We start from the raw sequence: 15,878 nt of genomic DNA on the forward strand, positions 1-15,878 counted from the left end.
TGCACGCCGTCCTGATCTGGAGCACGGCAATCACCGAGAGTCGATTAGGAGACACGCCCTAGGCCGCGATGGCCGCCGCAGCTTCGTCCAGCACGTGCGAAGCAAAAAGACCTGGATGGCATCCAGGACTTGTTGGAAATTTCGTATCTGCACCGCGGCGATCATACTGCGCGGCTGTATGGGAACTATCAGATGCTGATCTAACGGGACCTTGATATAATGCGGCGGAACATCTATGCCGGTTGTTAACAGACATCGAGAACCGACGGATCGGCAATATATCGAGCAACATCGATACGTTGAGGTTGGCTCTAACGGCCAAATCGATGTGCTTGAAACCTCGCTGATTTGCACAGATCAAACTGCAGCTTCAAAGCAACGTGACAGCTTATCCTCAGCGTTCCTACTCGGAGGTGCCGCTCACGGTCATCCGGCACCTTCATGCTCCGATAGTTTCTGCATATCCAGTCAGGTTTGGAGAATCCTTCCCGGAATGATCGCAATCTCCCATCTCGTGTTTACTATCCTTGGCCCCTCTATGTCCGTCAAGCGTTGTTCAAGGCCTCGCCCTGTGAGCAAAGAACGCAATAGACGCGCCGGGTTAGACAGCGCTTGATTGACCGACTGATTTCATAAGTGGGCACATCTTTTGCTTCCCGGCCAGAGTATTGTGCGCCGACCCCTGTAAGCCGCTCCTGCCCGTCCCGCCGGACCGGAGCGCCCGACCGGAGCTCGGGACCTGGGCGTCGGGACGGGCAGGTCCCGAGCTCCGGCTTTGGGGCAGTCTAGGCGATATATCCCTCGTTGTCGGGCTCACCTGCCGGCGCCTGCAGGGTCAAAAACCAGATGCCCGCCACGACGCTCGCCCGTCAGTGACCCAATCGATATTCCCACGGCGGAGCGCAGGGGTTGGGATGCCACCGAATTTTCGATGCCCAGGGCGTTCGCAGAGTCTTCATTGCTAGTGCAGTAGGTCGGCATGGCGGGAGGCAGCCATAAGCACTTTGAATTCCTTTTTGCTCAGGAGCTTGGCCCTGTACGCTTGATGAAGTTCGCCAATCGTTCCGCTCAGAGACGGGACATACCCATCGGTGTCCACCGGGACATGGGGGAAGTGCTCAAGGGTTTCCATCATCTCCGAGTTGGAAATGAGGCCCCGTGCTCGTAGCCGGGCAAACCCCAAGGGAGACTCATGTTCATGGCTGCGCGGCGCACGCCAGTTTTCAATGACTGGCAACCATCTGATGAGGTCCTCCGGACAACCGAAATTCCTTGAGTAGGTGTTCCACAGTGTGGTGCGCGTGGCAGGTTCCACGAAACAAAACTCAGAATCCCCCGTGTGATCTATGAAGATGGTTGTGGGTGCGACTTTTTGTTCGGGCGTTTGTTGCTCAGGCAGGCTGGGCGCATAGTCCCACACCGTGCAATCAGGTGTGTTGAGCTCCGTAGCGCGGAGCCATCCTCGGCCGGCAAGAAGGCTGGCCAGCTCCGGAGTTGCCGTCAGCGGCGGGGTCGTTTTCATACGTTGGTTCCTCGTGATAGTGGTCGGCTGTTGTCCAGAATTGGGACCCACGATCATGGATCCAACCTTCTGGTTCACTGTCATGAATATAGGGGGTTTCTGCCGATGTGGTGTGTTCTGTGCCGTGGAGAACCGATGGCCAGGACGCAACACGCAATGGACCATCGCAACGTGTTGGTTGTTTCGGTCTTGGCAATGAAACCTCTACCCACGTGACCAATTCGCGTGTGATGTAGAGGGCTAGGGCTGGAAACCACCAAGAGCGGTTCTCCATGGGAGTGAATTGTTTGTATTGCGAGAGGTCTTCGAAAAGCACACGGTCCATCTCGGAGCGGATGAACCCGTGTTTGTGTTTCCAACCGAATTCGTCGGTGGTGGGTTGTTAATGATGCTCGACCTGCCGCGGCCATTGGCCAGCCGCATGATGCTCTGTGGGGTGGTGTGTGGACGCACAGGCCGACCGGTCCCACTGCTTGGATGGTGCAGGGGTTCGTCATCCAGGTCCGCTCAGCGCAGGCAACCGATGAGATCGTCACAGAGGAAGCCAATTCATCTGTGGTCGTATCTTCATCGCTATCAAGTGGATACAACGACCGAAATCTGATGTCTTCTTTGATGCTGCTCTCCGTCGGCTAGGTGCGGGGCTCTTCATAGGCGCAACGAGAATATGGCTGAGAAGCTCGACAGGCACCGTAGCCTCGGCCAATATCTCTGGGTGCCGGTAAGGAACAGCCCCCGCACACAGCCTCTTCCTCTGTCTAACGATACGATCACTCCTCACTTCATTACGTAAACCTACTACCCTTTCTTTGCGCAGGATGAATGAGAACTATAACGGACGGAAACGCGCACCCATCCCGGCCTACTGGCTAAGACCACTTCGAAAGAACTGCACCTAGTTTTTGGGTCATCGTCCTCTCGCATTCGTAAAGATTACGTTGGCGGACGGAACCAATTCATTGAAACAGCAGACGAACTATCCTCACAGCAACGGAGCTAACGCCTCCTTTCTTCTTGGGCGATGAGTGAATGAACGCACAGCGTTGCGTAGCTCTTGAGCTTCTCAGACCTATGCGACGCGTCTGATATCGAAGCGTGGCAGTGAGCAAAATAGAACGCTCCCGGGATGCGGAAGAGGTATTGCTCCATTTAGGCATGCGTCGGCTAGGGACTGAATCACAAGGGCTATCAGTACGGTGACGCACCCGAAAAGATCGAGTGTCAGTGGCTCTCGGCTCAAGGGAGAGGTCCCTCGCGGAATCACTGACACACCCAGGTAATGTTCCTGGCGCAAAGCCCGACATCAGAATCGGAAGATGAACCTCAATCTCCAGTCTCACTCGCTTCAGCTCTTATTATTTTGACAGGTAACCCCTGACATGTTAGTTTGGTTAATGTTCCAACTTCGCCTCAATGACGTCGATTGCCCCGCCAACCACAGGGCCAATTCCACTTTACGAAGGCCAGAACTCGGAGCCCGTGAACCATACATGGAGATACAACAATGCTAAATCCCGCGGCCCATGCCCCCATCTGCAAGAGAAACAGGTCGTAAGCAATGAACAGAACAACGTCGAACAATTGGCCGCAAATTTCTTAATCGCTAGCAGCAAGACGATCCTTGGAACGCGACGCGCAGTCAGGATAAGAGATCAACCTCCTGCTGTTTGACAGGCCCAGTCGACGCGGCTTTCCCGGCGGTGGGCGGCCTGAGCCTTCTACCACCTACGCAGGCATTGACATCGGTGAGTTCGCAAGCTGGGAGGCCTTTTGCCGCCCTCGAAAGCGGATCACGATTCAACCGCACTGACCGCAGTTGACTCGAGACTCGCATATCCATCTACTTCTACGCCGTTGCTGGAAAGCATTTAGCCAGCTCATTCGCACAAAGTGCAATTGGGCGCCAACGATCCGCAACGCGAAAGCAATCTCGACCGACACGATTGAACTAGCTGCATTGGGCAGCCCGACCCGAAGGAACCTCTCTATCATGGAACCGAATACTCCCTCAGGCGACATTGCGATTGTTCTGGGCACCCGGCCCGAGATCATCAAGCTCGCCAGCGTCATCCAGAGTCTTGGTCCGCGCGCCCGCGTTATCCATACCGGACAGCATTGGGATGAAGCGATGGCCGGACAATTTTTCCGCGATCTCGGCCTCGGCACCCCTGATGTTCGGCTCACCAGAATGAGTGGCGCTTCCCGTGGGCACCAGATTGCTAACGGCATCAGCGAGCTCACCGACCATTTTGCGCAAAACCGCCCGTCGGCAGTCATTGTGCAGGGAGACACCAATTCCACTTCGGCAGGGGCGCAGGCAGCGAATTATGCAGGCATCCCCGTCATCCATGTTGAAGCCGGCCTACGCTCACACGACAGGGCAATGCCCGAAGAACTCAACAGATGCGTGGTTGGGGCGCTCTCAGATATCCACTGCGCAGCGACCGAGCACAACAGGCAGAACCTTCTTGACGAGGGTATCGATGCGGACAGGATCACCGTAACGGGAAACACGATTATTGAAGCAACCCACCAGGCGCTAGAGAAGGCCACAAAACTCGACATCACTTTCCGTGACGATTCACAAACGCAGGGGCAAAGTCGTGTCCTCGCCACGATTCACCGACCCGAGAACACGGATTCCAGGGCAAGTCTTGAACGAATTCTCCGCGCCCTTGCCACCTCCGGAGAGAATGTACTCCTCGCGTTGCATCCGCGCACCGAAGCTGCGATCGATAAATTCGGACTGAAGGAATGGCTGAGGCATCTCGATGTGCGGATCGGACTCGGGCATGCGGAATTTATCGCACTTGCCCGGCAGTCCGATCTCCTCGTCTCTGACTCCGGAGGCGTTCAAGAAGAAGCCACAGTTCTCAGGAAACCACTTCTAGTTGTCCGAAACTCCACCGAACGGCCCGAAGCAATGGAAGCAGGGTTCGCCATATTGGTCACCCCGACACAGGACCTGTGCGCTTCGCTTCGCATGGCCCTGCAGTATCCATTGTTTCCAGCTGACAGCAAGCACATGGACTCGCCCTACGGCACCGGTACGGCAGGAATTCAGATCGCTCAAATCGCCTGCAAACTCGCAGACGTAACCTGACCTACATGTTACAGCCAACGTGTAAGATGGCTGTGATGTGAGGAGTCATGGATGCCCGTTCCACAACCAGTCGTGCCAATAGCACGCCGCGAATTACTGCAAGATTTGGTTTACAAAGCACTGCACAAAGCAATCATCGATGGCACCCTAAAGCCAGGTGATCCCCTTCGTGAGTCGGAGATACTGGCGCGTTTTGGCGGAACCCGGACTTCACTGCGTATAGCCATACGCAAACTTGTCTACGATGGCTTTGTTGAGACCCGCCCTCAATCGGGAACGGTCGTGGCACCGTGCCTTCGGAGTCGGATCCCTCAGGCGCTTTCTGTCTACCGCTGTCTCATAATGGCAGCGATTCATGAAACAACTGCAAGGCTAACTTCGAGTGACGATACGGCTTTTCTTGCAGCTTTGCACCGGCTGGATCACCCGCAAGGCGAAATGAACGCCATGGAGTTTTTCGGCATGCTTTATCGCCCCTTCCTCCTAATCCTTAACAACGCTTTTACGCTCCAATTCGCCGACCGAGCCTATGGAGAGCTGATGCGTGGGAACGGCGAGTATGATTTTTCGAACCTCTCAGGATCGCCGGCCCCAGCCCGGGTCATAGCTGCGGCTTTGGAACGAGACACCCCAACCACAGAAGAACAAGCCGCGGCGCACTTCGACTACGCCGCGAAAGTCATAGCATCTGCGATCGAGGTATAGATATGACTGAGAAAATTGAACGCACGCTTCTTCGCGATGTTGCCTACACACAAATTATGGAAGCGATTGTAAATGGCGTGCTAAAACCGGGGGAACACCTCAAGGATGATGAGCTTGCGCAGTGGCTTGGCATGTCGCGTGCTCCCATACGAGACGCGCTCGGCCGCCTCGTAGGCACGCATGTTGTAGAGATGGTTCCCAACAGATACACCCGCGTCGCCCCAATCGACCCCATACAAATTGCTCAAGCAGTTGTGACGCAACTGCAATTCTTCTGCCTCGTTATCGAGCAAGCTTTCCCGAATTTGGACAAGCATTCGCTGGCACTCCTTGAGCGCATCAACCAAGATGTCGTTGCCGCCATGGAGACGAATGATAGCTACGCTTTTGTCATACGGACAGGCGACTATCTCCGTGAGCTAACGCAGATTTCCGGGAACAAATTCCTTTATGAGTGCATACAACAGTGTGCGCCTATGGTGAACCGCATCATGGACCTCCCCGAGAGCATTGTGGCGCCCGAGGCGATTTTCTCCCGCTGGTTGTCAATTCATGCTGCCACCATGGCAGGCAACGGAGCTGAAGCGATTCGCGAAATTCGCGACTTTATGGAACCTTTGCAGGATTTTCTCCGCACACGCAACGCGGGCTAACTGCCAGCACTCAACAGGCTCCGCATTTAGCCTGCGCGACGTGTCCATCCAGTGTATTGAACTTCCGCGGGCTCTGTGACGACCTGGCCTTCAAAAGCCCGCCTCATAATGTTCGATAGCGCGCAGAATGGCTCTTTGTATGAGCCGCTTGGGCTGGGTTCGCATTTGCCTGATCCTCGCCCCCTGTTGTTGAGGTCGTTGTCGAGGGTGTCTGGGCCGTGAAAATACACCGATGCTGGTGCTAATCGTTCGAAGAAGCTTTGACTTAGATTCAACTGTAATGTTACCGTTTACCTGTCAATCGACAATTAAAGTCAATCACTCACGAAAGGTTCTGACGCATGTATGGATCGGGACCGCCCTCACGCCCGAGCGGCGAAATGCTCGGGGGCAGCCTCACCATGGCGGGATTAGCCCCCGCGGGTTCCTCTCTTTCTCACCCAGTTGACCCTCACCGCGGACACAGTTCTGCTACGAAGTCAGAGCCTACGCAACTATCATTCCTGCGATGGCGGCCAGGGGCAGACCCCAGGATCAACGCCATGGGGAATGAAACACTCGATGAATAGTCAGCCCTACCTCGGGGCCCGACCCCGGGTGCTCCTAAAGGATGAGGTTTATGTCCAGCTGCGCGACGCAATCGTGTCCCAACAGCTTTCGCCGGGCACCGTGCTGAAGAACCCCGAAATGGAACGCTGGTTAGGTGTATCCCGGACGACCATTCGTGATGCACTGAACCGGCTGCAACTAGCAGGCCTCGTAGTCTCTGCGCCAAACCGATACACCCGCGTCAGCGAAATGGACGCATCCGCTCTAGAATCAATTTCACACGCATTGACCGTGCTCATCTCGGGCTTACTAATGCATTCCGCGAATCCTGAAGCGCGCGCACCTGAGTTGCCGGAGGTTGAAGCTAGAACCGACTCATCGGCATGCTTCAAAGCCTACTGGGCAATCACCGAGGCTATCGTTTCATGGAACGACGCACCAGCGCTCACAAACATAGTCTCCCAGCAGTTTCTTCCCCTTATGCAGCGCGACGCTGTCGGCCTAAGACTCACCCCTGAAGCAATTGCAGAGTTTAACGTCGCCGAGCAAGGCTTACATGACGCACTCTATCGTGGTGAGAATTCTGTAGCCGTCGAGATGTTTCGTCAACTCACCCACGTTTGCATGCTTCAAACCCGACCCACACAATACCTCCAGGCTGTGAAGTAAGCGCGGCCTTCCTGGCATCTGCCCGACGACTGTCAAAGCCAAGTCTGCACGGAACAGCCAACACCTCCCAAAGGTGGCATGGAGAGCCATAAGCTCAAGCCGTGTCACTCCAAGATCCCGAAGCTTCTGTTTATGTCCATCTTGAAGAGCAGTGCCCCGTCATTGAACCGTCCCGCAAATCATGCCGCCGTTTTGTGCGCGGCAGCGTCGGGTAACGAGCCGGAAATTTCATCATAATAGGTTCGCTCGAATTCCTCCGGCGTTTGGTTGCTCAGGGAGGAATGAAGGCGTTCGCAGTTGTACCAAAGCGCCCATTCGAAGAGAACCGCGACAACGTCCGATTCGGTCTTCAGGGCGCCGGCGCAGAACGGTTAGCCTTTCGCCACCGCCTCGCTAATTGGTGGAAAGTTCACCTTCGGGAGGAATGCCGCCACGGGGGTCTTCTTTGTTCAGGGACTGTACAAGTGAGCTCCCGCTTCCATGCCGAAGGCTGGGACTCGTAGGGGCGCTCCCCACCCTTTACACATTTGTGCTTTGTGTCCACTGCCCCAATAGTGCGCGTGTCCGTGGTGACAAATCCGATGAATTTCAACAGCGAGTTCACGTACTTGTATTGAGTTCGATGCCGATGCTCGCCCTAGTCGCTGATCACCAAAGGGCAGCTGCTCCTTCAGTCACAACCTTCCGCGGACTCCTACATCGGCGACATGTGGCGCGAGTCCCCTCGCTGCATATCTGGATTCACAGTGTTCGAATTTAAGCACGCACACAAGTGTCAATGAAGCTGATCGTTAGGGGCGCCGGAAGCCGCACTCACTCGTCCCCTTGCGCAATGTCGCGACGGCAAAGCACTCGCACACGCACAACGACGCAAACCTCTCCATGGGCGACAACCCGTTCGAATGAATCCCAATCACGCAAGATATTTGATAGGTAACAGCTAACATGTTATATTTTAATTCGGATCGGCACTCACCCGTGCCGCCTGCCCACGATCGAAAGAGGAACTCATGAACAACTTCACCAAGCTCATGGCTGGAGGCGGCCTTGCTTGCGTAGCCGCCCTCTCGCTTTGCGCCCCCGCACAGGCCGCTCCAATCCCGGATACGGTTTCATCAGCCTCTCAGCGCGCCGCAGGAAGCGACCGTCTCATCGGCCCGTTCATCACGATCAAGTACGGCGCCAACGGCAACGACGCATACAACCTATGGACAAGCGCAAAGGCCAGGCTGGGTGGCACAAAAGGCACTGTTAACAAAAGCCTGAGCAATGTTGGCCCGTCAGCCAGCTCGAATGTCCTTGGATCTGGAGACGTTTTTACTTTTCCAAAGATGGGCACAGTGGGGCCCGTTATTCACGAACAGAGCGGCAAATGCCTGACTGCCGGCTCGATGGAAACACGTGCTTATCTCGTCGATTGCAACGGCAAGGAAGTTCAGGACTTCTCCATCCGGTCGCTTCCGGGGGAGCCTAACGCCCAATCCGTCCTCGTGCCAGAGTCGTTTGCTGGGCCTAAGAATATGCAGTTCTCTGTTCCAGGTCTGGAGCTTAACTGGGGAGTGGTCAACACCGGCCAGCAACCAGATAAGGGTTTCACGTTGAACAACAACATCTTTCTTGACGTTCTCAAGCCTGTAACCCCGGAAGCTCCTGACACCGCACCACTGACGGCACAGGTCACCGGCGTGAACAATGGCGCCAAGTCTGCGACCCTGTCCGGAACGGGAGAACCCGGTGCCACCGTCACCGCCACGACCCCCACCGGCCCCGTCACCGGCACCATCGACCAAGATGGCAAATGGACCCTGAACGCCACAGGCCTCAAGACCGGACCAAACTCCATTCCGGTTACGCAGACCATCGACGGAAAGGTCTCTGCACCGGTGAATCTCACGGTCAACATTGAAGCAGCCACCCATGCATTTGACGCATCGGTCAAAACGGTCAACAACCAGGAGAAATCTGCAATCATTCATGGCACCGGAACCCCGAGTGCAGCGATCACCATCGGTGGTGGAGATGGAGCAGTGAAGGTCACTGTCGATAAAGATGGAAACTGGTCCGCAACGCGAACTGGCCTCAAACTCGGTAAAAACAATGTCGGCGTTGCCCAGATCGATCCCCAGGAGTTCAAATCCCTCGAGATCATGATCACAGCGGCTGATCTGAGCGCCAAGGTCGACTCGGTCAATAGCGAGAACAAGTCCGCCACCCTTTCAGGAGGAGGCGAACCCGGTGCGACCATCACCGTCAATACCCCAACCGGGCCTCTCACCACCACAGTCGACAAGAATGGCAGCTGGAAGCTCGACGCAACCGGCCTCACCGTCGGCGAAAATAGCCTTCCCGTCACTCAGACCATCGATGGCGTCAAATCCGACCCGATCACGCTGACGGTCATTATCGAGGCACTCGAGACCCCGCTTGCCGACCCGGCCATCGCGGGCGGTGCAGGAATTCTCGCATTGGGTCTCGCCGGCGCCGTGCAGCTCCGCCGCCGCAAGATCTCAGAACAGTAGATAAAATCTAGGTCAACCTTAAAGCGACCTAATGCGTGTGGGGCCCATCACTGACAGTGGTGGGCCCCATGTTTGCAATCTCCTGACCGCTGACATCTAGCGCACCTTCCCATGGACATGCCTAGATCTCTCAAACTGTACATTCGCTGAACCCACCATCCCTGTTTGATAGCACTTCCCAGCAGAGATGATGTGTAGCCCCAATTCACCTAGCACTAATGAACGGTTGAACGTCATCGCGTCAGCACCACAACACCACAACACCACAACACCACAACACCACAAGGGCAATTGTGAACTTGGGACCAGTGTTCGTTGGAGCTACTGGTGGATACTCTTGCAACGTTCCAGCTTTCCTCTATACAGGGGAGATTTTTGGCTGTACAAATGTTCCCGTGGTCCAGGAGATATGTAGATCTTGCTTACGACAATCGGATCGCTAAGCAAGTCGAGGCGCTCGGACCGGACGCCCACCGAGGATTGTTCAGTATGGAAATCCCGGACCAATTAGAATCGCTAAGCCAATCGATTCGGACTGGTTTAGCCCTCTCTATCGGACCAACGCTCCGACGCGGCAGCTTAGCGTGGCGTTGACAGCGACTACGCGATTCAGCCTCCCAGCTTGTCTCACTGAACACTGACACAGGCCTTCCACAATGGCGGGGAACTCTGCATCTGATCGCAAAGCATCACTCATTCATGCGACAGGAGGATCAGCACCCTAGAGATGAAACCTTGGATACAAAAAATATGCAGCATTCTGCGCCGAAAACCATAGCGTCAGAGTCGGTTACCAGGTGTTTTGACCGAGCTACGAATCATTCACAGTTCAAAGACCTATGCGATCGAGAACACACAAAACGACACCGAAAAACAACAGAAATTTGGAACTCCAATGCACCAGACATCGTCGTCCGGCCCGCAAATACCAATCTCCCCAACGTTGAAGACTCAGGGAGAGTCTTTGCCTGCATGCAGACGATCAAATCGTGCCCATGAAGGTTTACTTGGAATCGCGACTCTGCTGGCACTGCTGTATCACTCCAACCAGACGGTCAGGGGGTTCTACGCTCTCGACGCGCTGATGCTAGTCACAGCATTCTTAGCCACCTCAAACCTCATTCGTGAACAGCTGGAGTTTGGCCACATCAACGTCGAGGCTTACTACAGCAGAACCATCAAACGATATGCCCCGGCGGCCATATTTGTACTCGCAACCACCAGTCTGGCGATCCTCCTTGTTGGCAACACAACGGAAAAGAACGAGTCGTTCCCAATCGTTCTCGCAACGCTCGGCCAGTTTGCCAATTGGCAACAGCTACTCTCAGGTGTTCCAAGCTGGGACAGCACGACAAAGATTCACCCTTTCGCGGCCATGTGGACGATTTCCCTAGTTGCTCAGTTTCTCATCGTGCTGCCGCTACTTTTCAAGTTTCTTTGGGCATCATCCAGAAACAAGCTTGGGCTGTTCACGACATACTGGCTGGTTCTGGCCACGGTGGGCGCATCCATCAGCCCACTACTTGCCACAACACACACCACGGAAAGGCTGTATCTGGGGTCAGATACGCATGCATTGCCGTTTCTTTGCGGATCACTTTTTGCAACCGTCTCCAGTTTGCTCCAGCAGCGTCCCAAGGCCACCCCAGCAACGGACCACAAATCCAGCAAATCTGCGGTTCTATGGACAGGCATGGCCCTGCTCGCGATTTTCGCGATCGTCGTCGAACATTTCCTCAACGAATACGTACAAAAATATCCCAGCGGATTAATAGTCATTTGCTTGGGTCTCGGGCTGCTATGCCTGTCGCTCAGCATGAAAACCATCTACCTACACACCTTCTTCGGCTTTCCACCTTTTAGAGCCCTGGGATCCCTTAGCTATGAGATCCTGCTCATACATTTGCCCGTTTTCTGGGCTCTACACACCGCATTCCCTACGCTGTCCCCCATAACGTTGCTGGTCTACGGGGGCCTTGCAACCTATGCACTCTCCAACTTCGCGCATTTCAGAATCACCCGGTTACGGTTTCATAAGCCTTGGTACGAACCACGGTGGAACAACTGGCCTCTCATTAACCTCATTGCCACTCTGCTCATGACTACTACCGGATTGGCCATTTATTGATCCCGTCATTACCACTGAAACCGGACTCAACAATTATCGCCAAGCCGGCAAAACCTTGAAACGTGATTTGTCGATGTTCCAAGACTTTATGGACGCCCTAACGGTCAACAAAAACGGCGCAGGTGCTGCGAAAAATGGCCCGACCGGGCGCTTGCCAACAAGGCAAACTCGCCAAATGTCAACCGTCGCTAACTGCGGGACCACGGCGGGACTGCAAGTCGTGTCGTCGCGTATGGCTTTCTGTCCGGATTATTGAGGTCCTAGAAAACTCAAACAGCCCGGTAAGAAAGGCGATCCCAGATATCCGGCACGTCCAGACCCGAGAAAATGTCAGGTCATATTTTGTATCAAGCTAAATGTTTTTTGTTTTTGAAAGGTCTTGTCGCATGAACGCAGAAGCAAACGCTGGCGCGCGGATGATAAATGCACGGCGGTTACAGAGCCGACGGAAGATTGTGCAACGACGACGCCTTGCGCTCGTCATCGTCGCAGGCCTGCTCATCCTGGCCGTGGTGGGGGCCTTGGCGCTGATTTCGCGGTTGGAGGGAAACCTCACTGTCGCGCGTCTTCAGTCCAGTGCCGAAGCCATGATCAACGGCGCCCAGGTTGGCTCGTCGGCAAGCAATGTCCTGGTCCTGGGATCGGACGGGAGAGATACTGGCGAGGGCAAGTACGGCCAAGACACCGGGACCCGACGAAGCGATTCGATGATGCTGGTGCACATCGCAGGCGGCAACACCCGTATCGACGCCGTGCAGATTCCGCGCGACACCGTACTTCTTCGCCCCTCCTGCGACGATGTGGGATTCGGGAGCTTTGCCGGTGGCTGGGGCATGATCAATTCCGCATTCAACTATGGGGAGAACTGTTCGGTCAGAGCCGTCGAGGCATTGACAGGGCTGAGGATCGATCACGTCATGTCCCTGAATTTCGACGGGTTCGCACGCGTTGTCGAGGCGGTCGGTGGCATCAACGTGTGCCTGGAACACCCCCTGCAAGACAAGCATGCCCTCCTAGATCTTCCAGCCGGCGAACAGGAACTCGGCGGCGAGGACGCCCTCGCACTGGCCAGGGTCCGTTACGCGATCGGCGACGGAAGCGACATTTCGCGCATGGCCAACCAGCAGATGGTGATGGCGGCGATCGCGCAACGGGCCACTAGCGCGGAAGTCCTCTCCCGTCCCGACCGTCTCTACGCGTTCGTGGACGCGATCACCTCATCGCTCACCGTTGACGACGGGCTTTCCTCGGTCTCCCAGCTGGCGGGCCTGGCCCTGCGTGTTAACGAGGTGCCGAACACGGAGATCACTTTCCTCACGATGCCGTGGCAACCGGCGACGGCGAACTCTGCCCGTGTTGAACCGTCGGCCGACGCCCAACGGCTATGGGCCGCACTGGCCGCGGACCAGCCGTTGATTTTTTCCAGAGACACCGACGCCAAAGAAGCCGCCAAAGGGGGGAAACCCACCACTCTAGACAAGGAATTTGAGGGAGCGGACGAGACCCAGAATGCCTCCGAAAAGATCGACACCGTCAAGAGAACGGCAGCGGCTCCTCTCTGCTGAGAAGGCTGTCAATACGTGCGCACTCCTCAGCGCCCAGCAATCCGTCGATGCTACCGGTCCGGATGGTTCGCATCGCCCGATCAAGCGCTTTGTACAAATGCAGTGCGGCTTGGTCAGTTGAGGTCACCGGATCGGCATGAACGCTCGAAGAATCTCGCTAGCAACCAAAAAATAATCGAGGAAAAAGACACGTACCCCGGATAGGTAGCACACCTCAGCAAAAGGAACAAACCATGGCTGATTTTTGACCTTCCCTAACCGTCAAGACCGTCTTTGGGCAGCATCACCTGGCGGCAGTGTCCTTCGATGAAGGAACCCCCATCCCCGCCTACACCGGCGCCCGGCGCTGGAACGGATAGGCGATGCCACTGATCCCGGCCGAGGGCGCGGCAGAGAACCTGAGAAAGGCCGGCTTCTACGACACCTTCGACATCAAGGACGACGGTGTGCACTGGATGAGCGATTGCGACGAACCGGAAATCGCCCCCCGCTGCACCTTCGACGGCCGAGACTACTTCGACTTCACCGGGTTTGGTCAGTGCTGGAACCAGGTCACCGTTGAAACCGCGCAACGATGGATCCGTGAGGCCCTGGAAGACGAACTCGATTCCGAGAACTAGACGCCCACAAGGCAAGGGAAGGGAAGGCCCCGACATCATGAAAACGTCGGGGCCTTCCCTTATGCTCTTTTCCAGATACGTAACTAGTTACCCCTGATACGCAACCGCATTTGATACGAAACTTACGACAGGAAAACCCTCATGATGTTCTTCATCGCCCCCTTCGTTATTGCAATCTTCTTGCTCTTCTTCACGAAGCCGGGAATCAAAATCGTTCTCGCCCTCCTGCTCCTGGCGGCCGCAGCTATCGTGCTGTTCGTTGGCACCATCGTGTTCTACGGGCTGTTCATGCCGGAGCACTTCCAGCACCTGCAGGAAGTCACCAGCACTCACGGTGACCACGACCTGTACATGGAACGGCTGTTCGGCAACTTCTTCCCCTGGCAGTACTAGTACCGCGTCAGGCAACCTTTGCCCGCTTGATGGTGGAAGCGCGGCGGATGACCTTGCGCAGCTTCGGGTCGGTGGTGTGGCTGTTACGCCAGGTGATGAACCGGCGGATCATGCTGCCCTGCGCCTTGTGGCTGGGGTGGTCGGTGCCGTCCAGAGCGAAGTAGCGCAGGGCGGTGAACTGGGGTTCGATCCGGTTGAGCCAGGAGCTGTAGAACGGCACGTAGGCGAGTTCGACGTTGTTCGCCGCGGCCCAGTCCCCGACCCTGGCGTCCACCCTGGTGGACAGGTGCGCTCCGTAGTTGTCCATGACAATGGCGATGCGTTCGGTGATCGGGTGCAGGGATCGCAGGTAGCGCATGAAGGTGAGGAACTGGGTCCTGCGCTTGTGGGTCTTGACGTGCCCGTAGAGCTTGTCGGTGGACAGGTCGTAGCCGGCCAGCAGGTGCCGCACCCCATGGGGGCGTTTGTAGGTGGCCCGCCGCCGGCGCCGGCGCGGGGCATCCTGGTCCCCGCTTCCGGTGGCGGCCGGGGCCCATTGGTGCCCGGGGTGCGGTTGCAAATTCAAGGGCCCGAATTCGTCGAAGCAGATGACCACGTCGGGGTCGCCTTCCCCGGGTTCGGCCTTGCCGTCGGAGATGTCATAGAGCTCTTGGACGCGCTTGGCCTTTTCCTCGTAGTCGGGATCCGTGCTGCCCTTCCACGTCTTGATGGATTGGAAAGGAGACACCTTGATCGCGCAGCAGCACGCGCAGGCCCTCGTGGGAAATGTCCTCCACCACCCCCTGGTCCACCAGGTGGTCGACAAGTTTCCACAGGCTCCAGGTCGAGAACGGCAGTCCGAGGTCGACCGGGCGGCCCAGCGCGACCTTGGTGATCTCGTCGCGTTGTTCCGGGCTGAATTTCGGCGGGCGCCCGCCGGCGTAGTGGGGCTGCAGCGAGTCCAGCCCGTCGTGGTTGAAGTGGTGCAGGACGTCGCGGACCCGGTCCGGGCTGGTGAAGGCGACCTGCGCGATCGCCGCCACGTCCATGCCCTGGGCCGAGAGCAGCACCATCTGCGCCCGGCGCCAGGTCACCACCGAGTCCGAACCGCGCCGCACGATCTGCAGCAACCGCGGTTCCTCGTCGTTTTCAAGTTCTCGTACCATCACGGGGTGTGACATCGAATCCTCCCGGGAGAAAGCGGAAACCCGCATACCCAGCGTGCGCCGAACGCACCGCGCACGCAACGGGAACCGTCCCGGCGGATCAGCCCAGGGAAGCAATCCTTGCCAGCCGCGGTACTAGGGCGTGTCTCCTAATTGCCGATGGTGCTCCCGGGGATAATTGACGGGTGAAATCCCGTTACACCGTTTTCTCCGATGCCCAGTGGGAGCTGATTGCCCCGTTGATGCCCGATTCCGCGGGCAAGGCGGGGCGCCCTTTCAACGACCACCGGCTGATGACCGAGGGCAT

The 15,878-nt window shown here is 56.5% G+C and carries 12 protein-coding genes; 9 read left to right on the plus strand and 3 right to left on the minus strand.

What is annotated here, in order from left to right; genetic code table 11:
• Positions 1-961: 961 nt before the first annotated feature.
• Positions 962-1,522 (minus strand): hypothetical protein, encoded by a 561-nt coding sequence (locus ACFY5D_RS21930; protein ID WP_387534701.1) that lies wholly within the window; start codon positions 1,520-1,522, stop codon positions 962-964.
• Between the two features lie 1,990 nt (positions 1,523-3,512).
• Between ACFY5D_RS21930 and wecB the strand changes: the two genes are divergently transcribed.
• The 9 genes from wecB to ACFY5D_RS21975 all read left to right on the plus strand — a co-directional run bounded on the left by wecB (position 3,513) and on the right by ACFY5D_RS21975 (position 14,426).
• Complete coding sequence (gene wecB / locus ACFY5D_RS21935) at positions 3,513-4,625, plus strand: non-hydrolyzing UDP-N-acetylglucosamine 2-epimerase (protein ID WP_387534703.1); 1,113 nt, start codon at positions 3,513-3,515, stop codon at positions 4,623-4,625.
• A gap of 51 nt (positions 4,626-4,676) precedes the next feature.
• Positions 4,677-5,330 carry a GntR family transcriptional regulator gene (locus tag ACFY5D_RS21940; protein WP_387534705.1) on the plus strand — a complete coding sequence of 218 codons (654 nt, stop codon included), beginning with the start codon at positions 4,677-4,679 and terminating at the stop codon, positions 5,328-5,330.
• A 2-nt stretch (positions 5,331-5,332) separates the two neighbouring features.
• Complete coding sequence (locus tag ACFY5D_RS21945; protein ID WP_387534707.1) at positions 5,333-5,983, plus strand: GntR family transcriptional regulator; 651 nt, start codon at positions 5,333-5,335, stop codon at positions 5,981-5,983.
• A 561-nt stretch (positions 5,984-6,544) separates the two neighbouring features.
• Positions 6,545-7,201, plus strand: coding sequence for a GntR family transcriptional regulator (locus tag ACFY5D_RS21950; RefSeq protein WP_387534709.1), 657 nt, complete (start codon positions 6,545-6,547; stop codon positions 7,199-7,201).
• A 1,010-nt stretch (positions 7,202-8,211) separates the two neighbouring features.
• Entirely contained in the window at positions 8,212-9,720 is a 1,509-nt protein-coding gene (locus ACFY5D_RS21955; RefSeq protein ID WP_387534711.1) for an Ig-like domain-containing protein, read from the plus strand.
• Positions 9,721-10,522: 802 nt separating this feature from the next.
• On the plus strand, positions 10,523-11,848 hold the full coding sequence (locus ACFY5D_RS21960) for an acyltransferase family protein (RefSeq protein WP_387534713.1): 1,326 nt from the start codon (positions 10,523-10,525) through the stop codon (positions 11,846-11,848).
• Positions 11,849-12,234: 386 nt separating this feature from the next.
• Positions 12,235-13,413 carry an LCP family protein gene (locus ACFY5D_RS21965; protein WP_387534715.1) on the plus strand — a complete coding sequence of 393 codons (1,179 nt, stop codon included), beginning with the start codon at positions 12,235-12,237 and terminating at the stop codon, positions 13,411-13,413.
• Positions 13,414-13,775: 362 nt separating this feature from the next.
• Positions 13,776-14,033, plus strand: a complete 258-nt coding sequence (locus tag ACFY5D_RS21970) for a hypothetical protein (protein ID WP_387534717.1) — start codon at positions 13,776-13,778, stop codon at positions 14,031-14,033.
• Between the two features lie 141 nt (positions 14,034-14,174).
• Positions 14,175-14,426, plus strand: a complete 252-nt coding sequence (locus ACFY5D_RS21975) for a hypothetical protein (protein WP_387534719.1) — start codon at positions 14,175-14,177, stop codon at positions 14,424-14,426.
• 7 nt (positions 14,427-14,433) lie between these two features.
• Here ACFY5D_RS21975 and ACFY5D_RS21980 read toward each other — a convergent pair whose 3' ends face one another.
• Together ACFY5D_RS21980 and ACFY5D_RS21985 are read right to left on the minus strand one after the other, a co-directional pair.
• Entirely contained in the window at positions 14,434-15,153 is a 720-nt protein-coding gene (locus tag ACFY5D_RS21980) for a transposase (RefSeq protein WP_387534721.1), read from the minus strand.
• Positions 15,065-15,571, minus strand: coding sequence for a transposase (locus ACFY5D_RS21985; protein WP_387534723.1), 507 nt, complete (start codon positions 15,569-15,571; stop codon positions 15,065-15,067). Before ACFY5D_RS21985 ends, ACFY5D_RS21980 begins: the two co-directional genes overlap by 89 nt.
• Positions 15,572-15,878: the final 307 nt, after the last annotated feature.

Origin of the sequence: Paeniglutamicibacter sp. NPDC012692 (assembly GCF_042901625.1) — a bacterium.
Classification (GTDB): domain Bacteria; phylum Actinomycetota; class Actinomycetes; order Actinomycetales; family Micrococcaceae; genus Paeniglutamicibacter.

Coding starts and splice junctions, on each gene's coding strand:
- ACFY5D_RS21945 (WP_387534707.1), top strand. CDS start 5,333: ATGACTGAGAAAATTGAACGCACGCTTCTTCGCGATGTTGCCTACACA.
- ACFY5D_RS21930 (WP_387534701.1), bottom strand. CDS start 1,522: ATGAAAACGACCCCGCCGCTGACGGCAACTCCGGAGCTGGCCAGCCTT.
- ACFY5D_RS21970 (WP_387534717.1), top strand. CDS start 13,776: ATGCCACTGATCCCGGCCGAGGGCGCGGCAGAGAACCTGAGAAAGGCC.
- ACFY5D_RS21950 (WP_387534709.1), top strand. CDS start 6,545: ATGAATAGTCAGCCCTACCTCGGGGCCCGACCCCGGGTGCTCCTAAAG.
- ACFY5D_RS21955 (WP_387534711.1), top strand. CDS start 8,212: ATGAACAACTTCACCAAGCTCATGGCTGGAGGCGGCCTTGCTTGCGTA.
- ACFY5D_RS21940 (WP_387534705.1), top strand. CDS start 4,677: ATGCCCGTTCCACAACCAGTCGTGCCAATAGCACGCCGCGAATTACTG.
- ACFY5D_RS21975 (WP_387534719.1), top strand. CDS start 14,175: ATGATGTTCTTCATCGCCCCCTTCGTTATTGCAATCTTCTTGCTCTTC.
- ACFY5D_RS21965 (WP_387534715.1), top strand. CDS start 12,235: ATGAACGCAGAAGCAAACGCTGGCGCGCGGATGATAAATGCACGGCGG.
- wecB (WP_387534703.1), top strand. CDS start 3,513: ATGGAACCGAATACTCCCTCAGGCGACATTGCGATTGTTCTGGGCACC.
- ACFY5D_RS21985 (WP_387534723.1), bottom strand. CDS start 15,571: ATGGTACGAGAACTTGAAAACGACGAGGAACCGCGGTTGCTGCAGATC.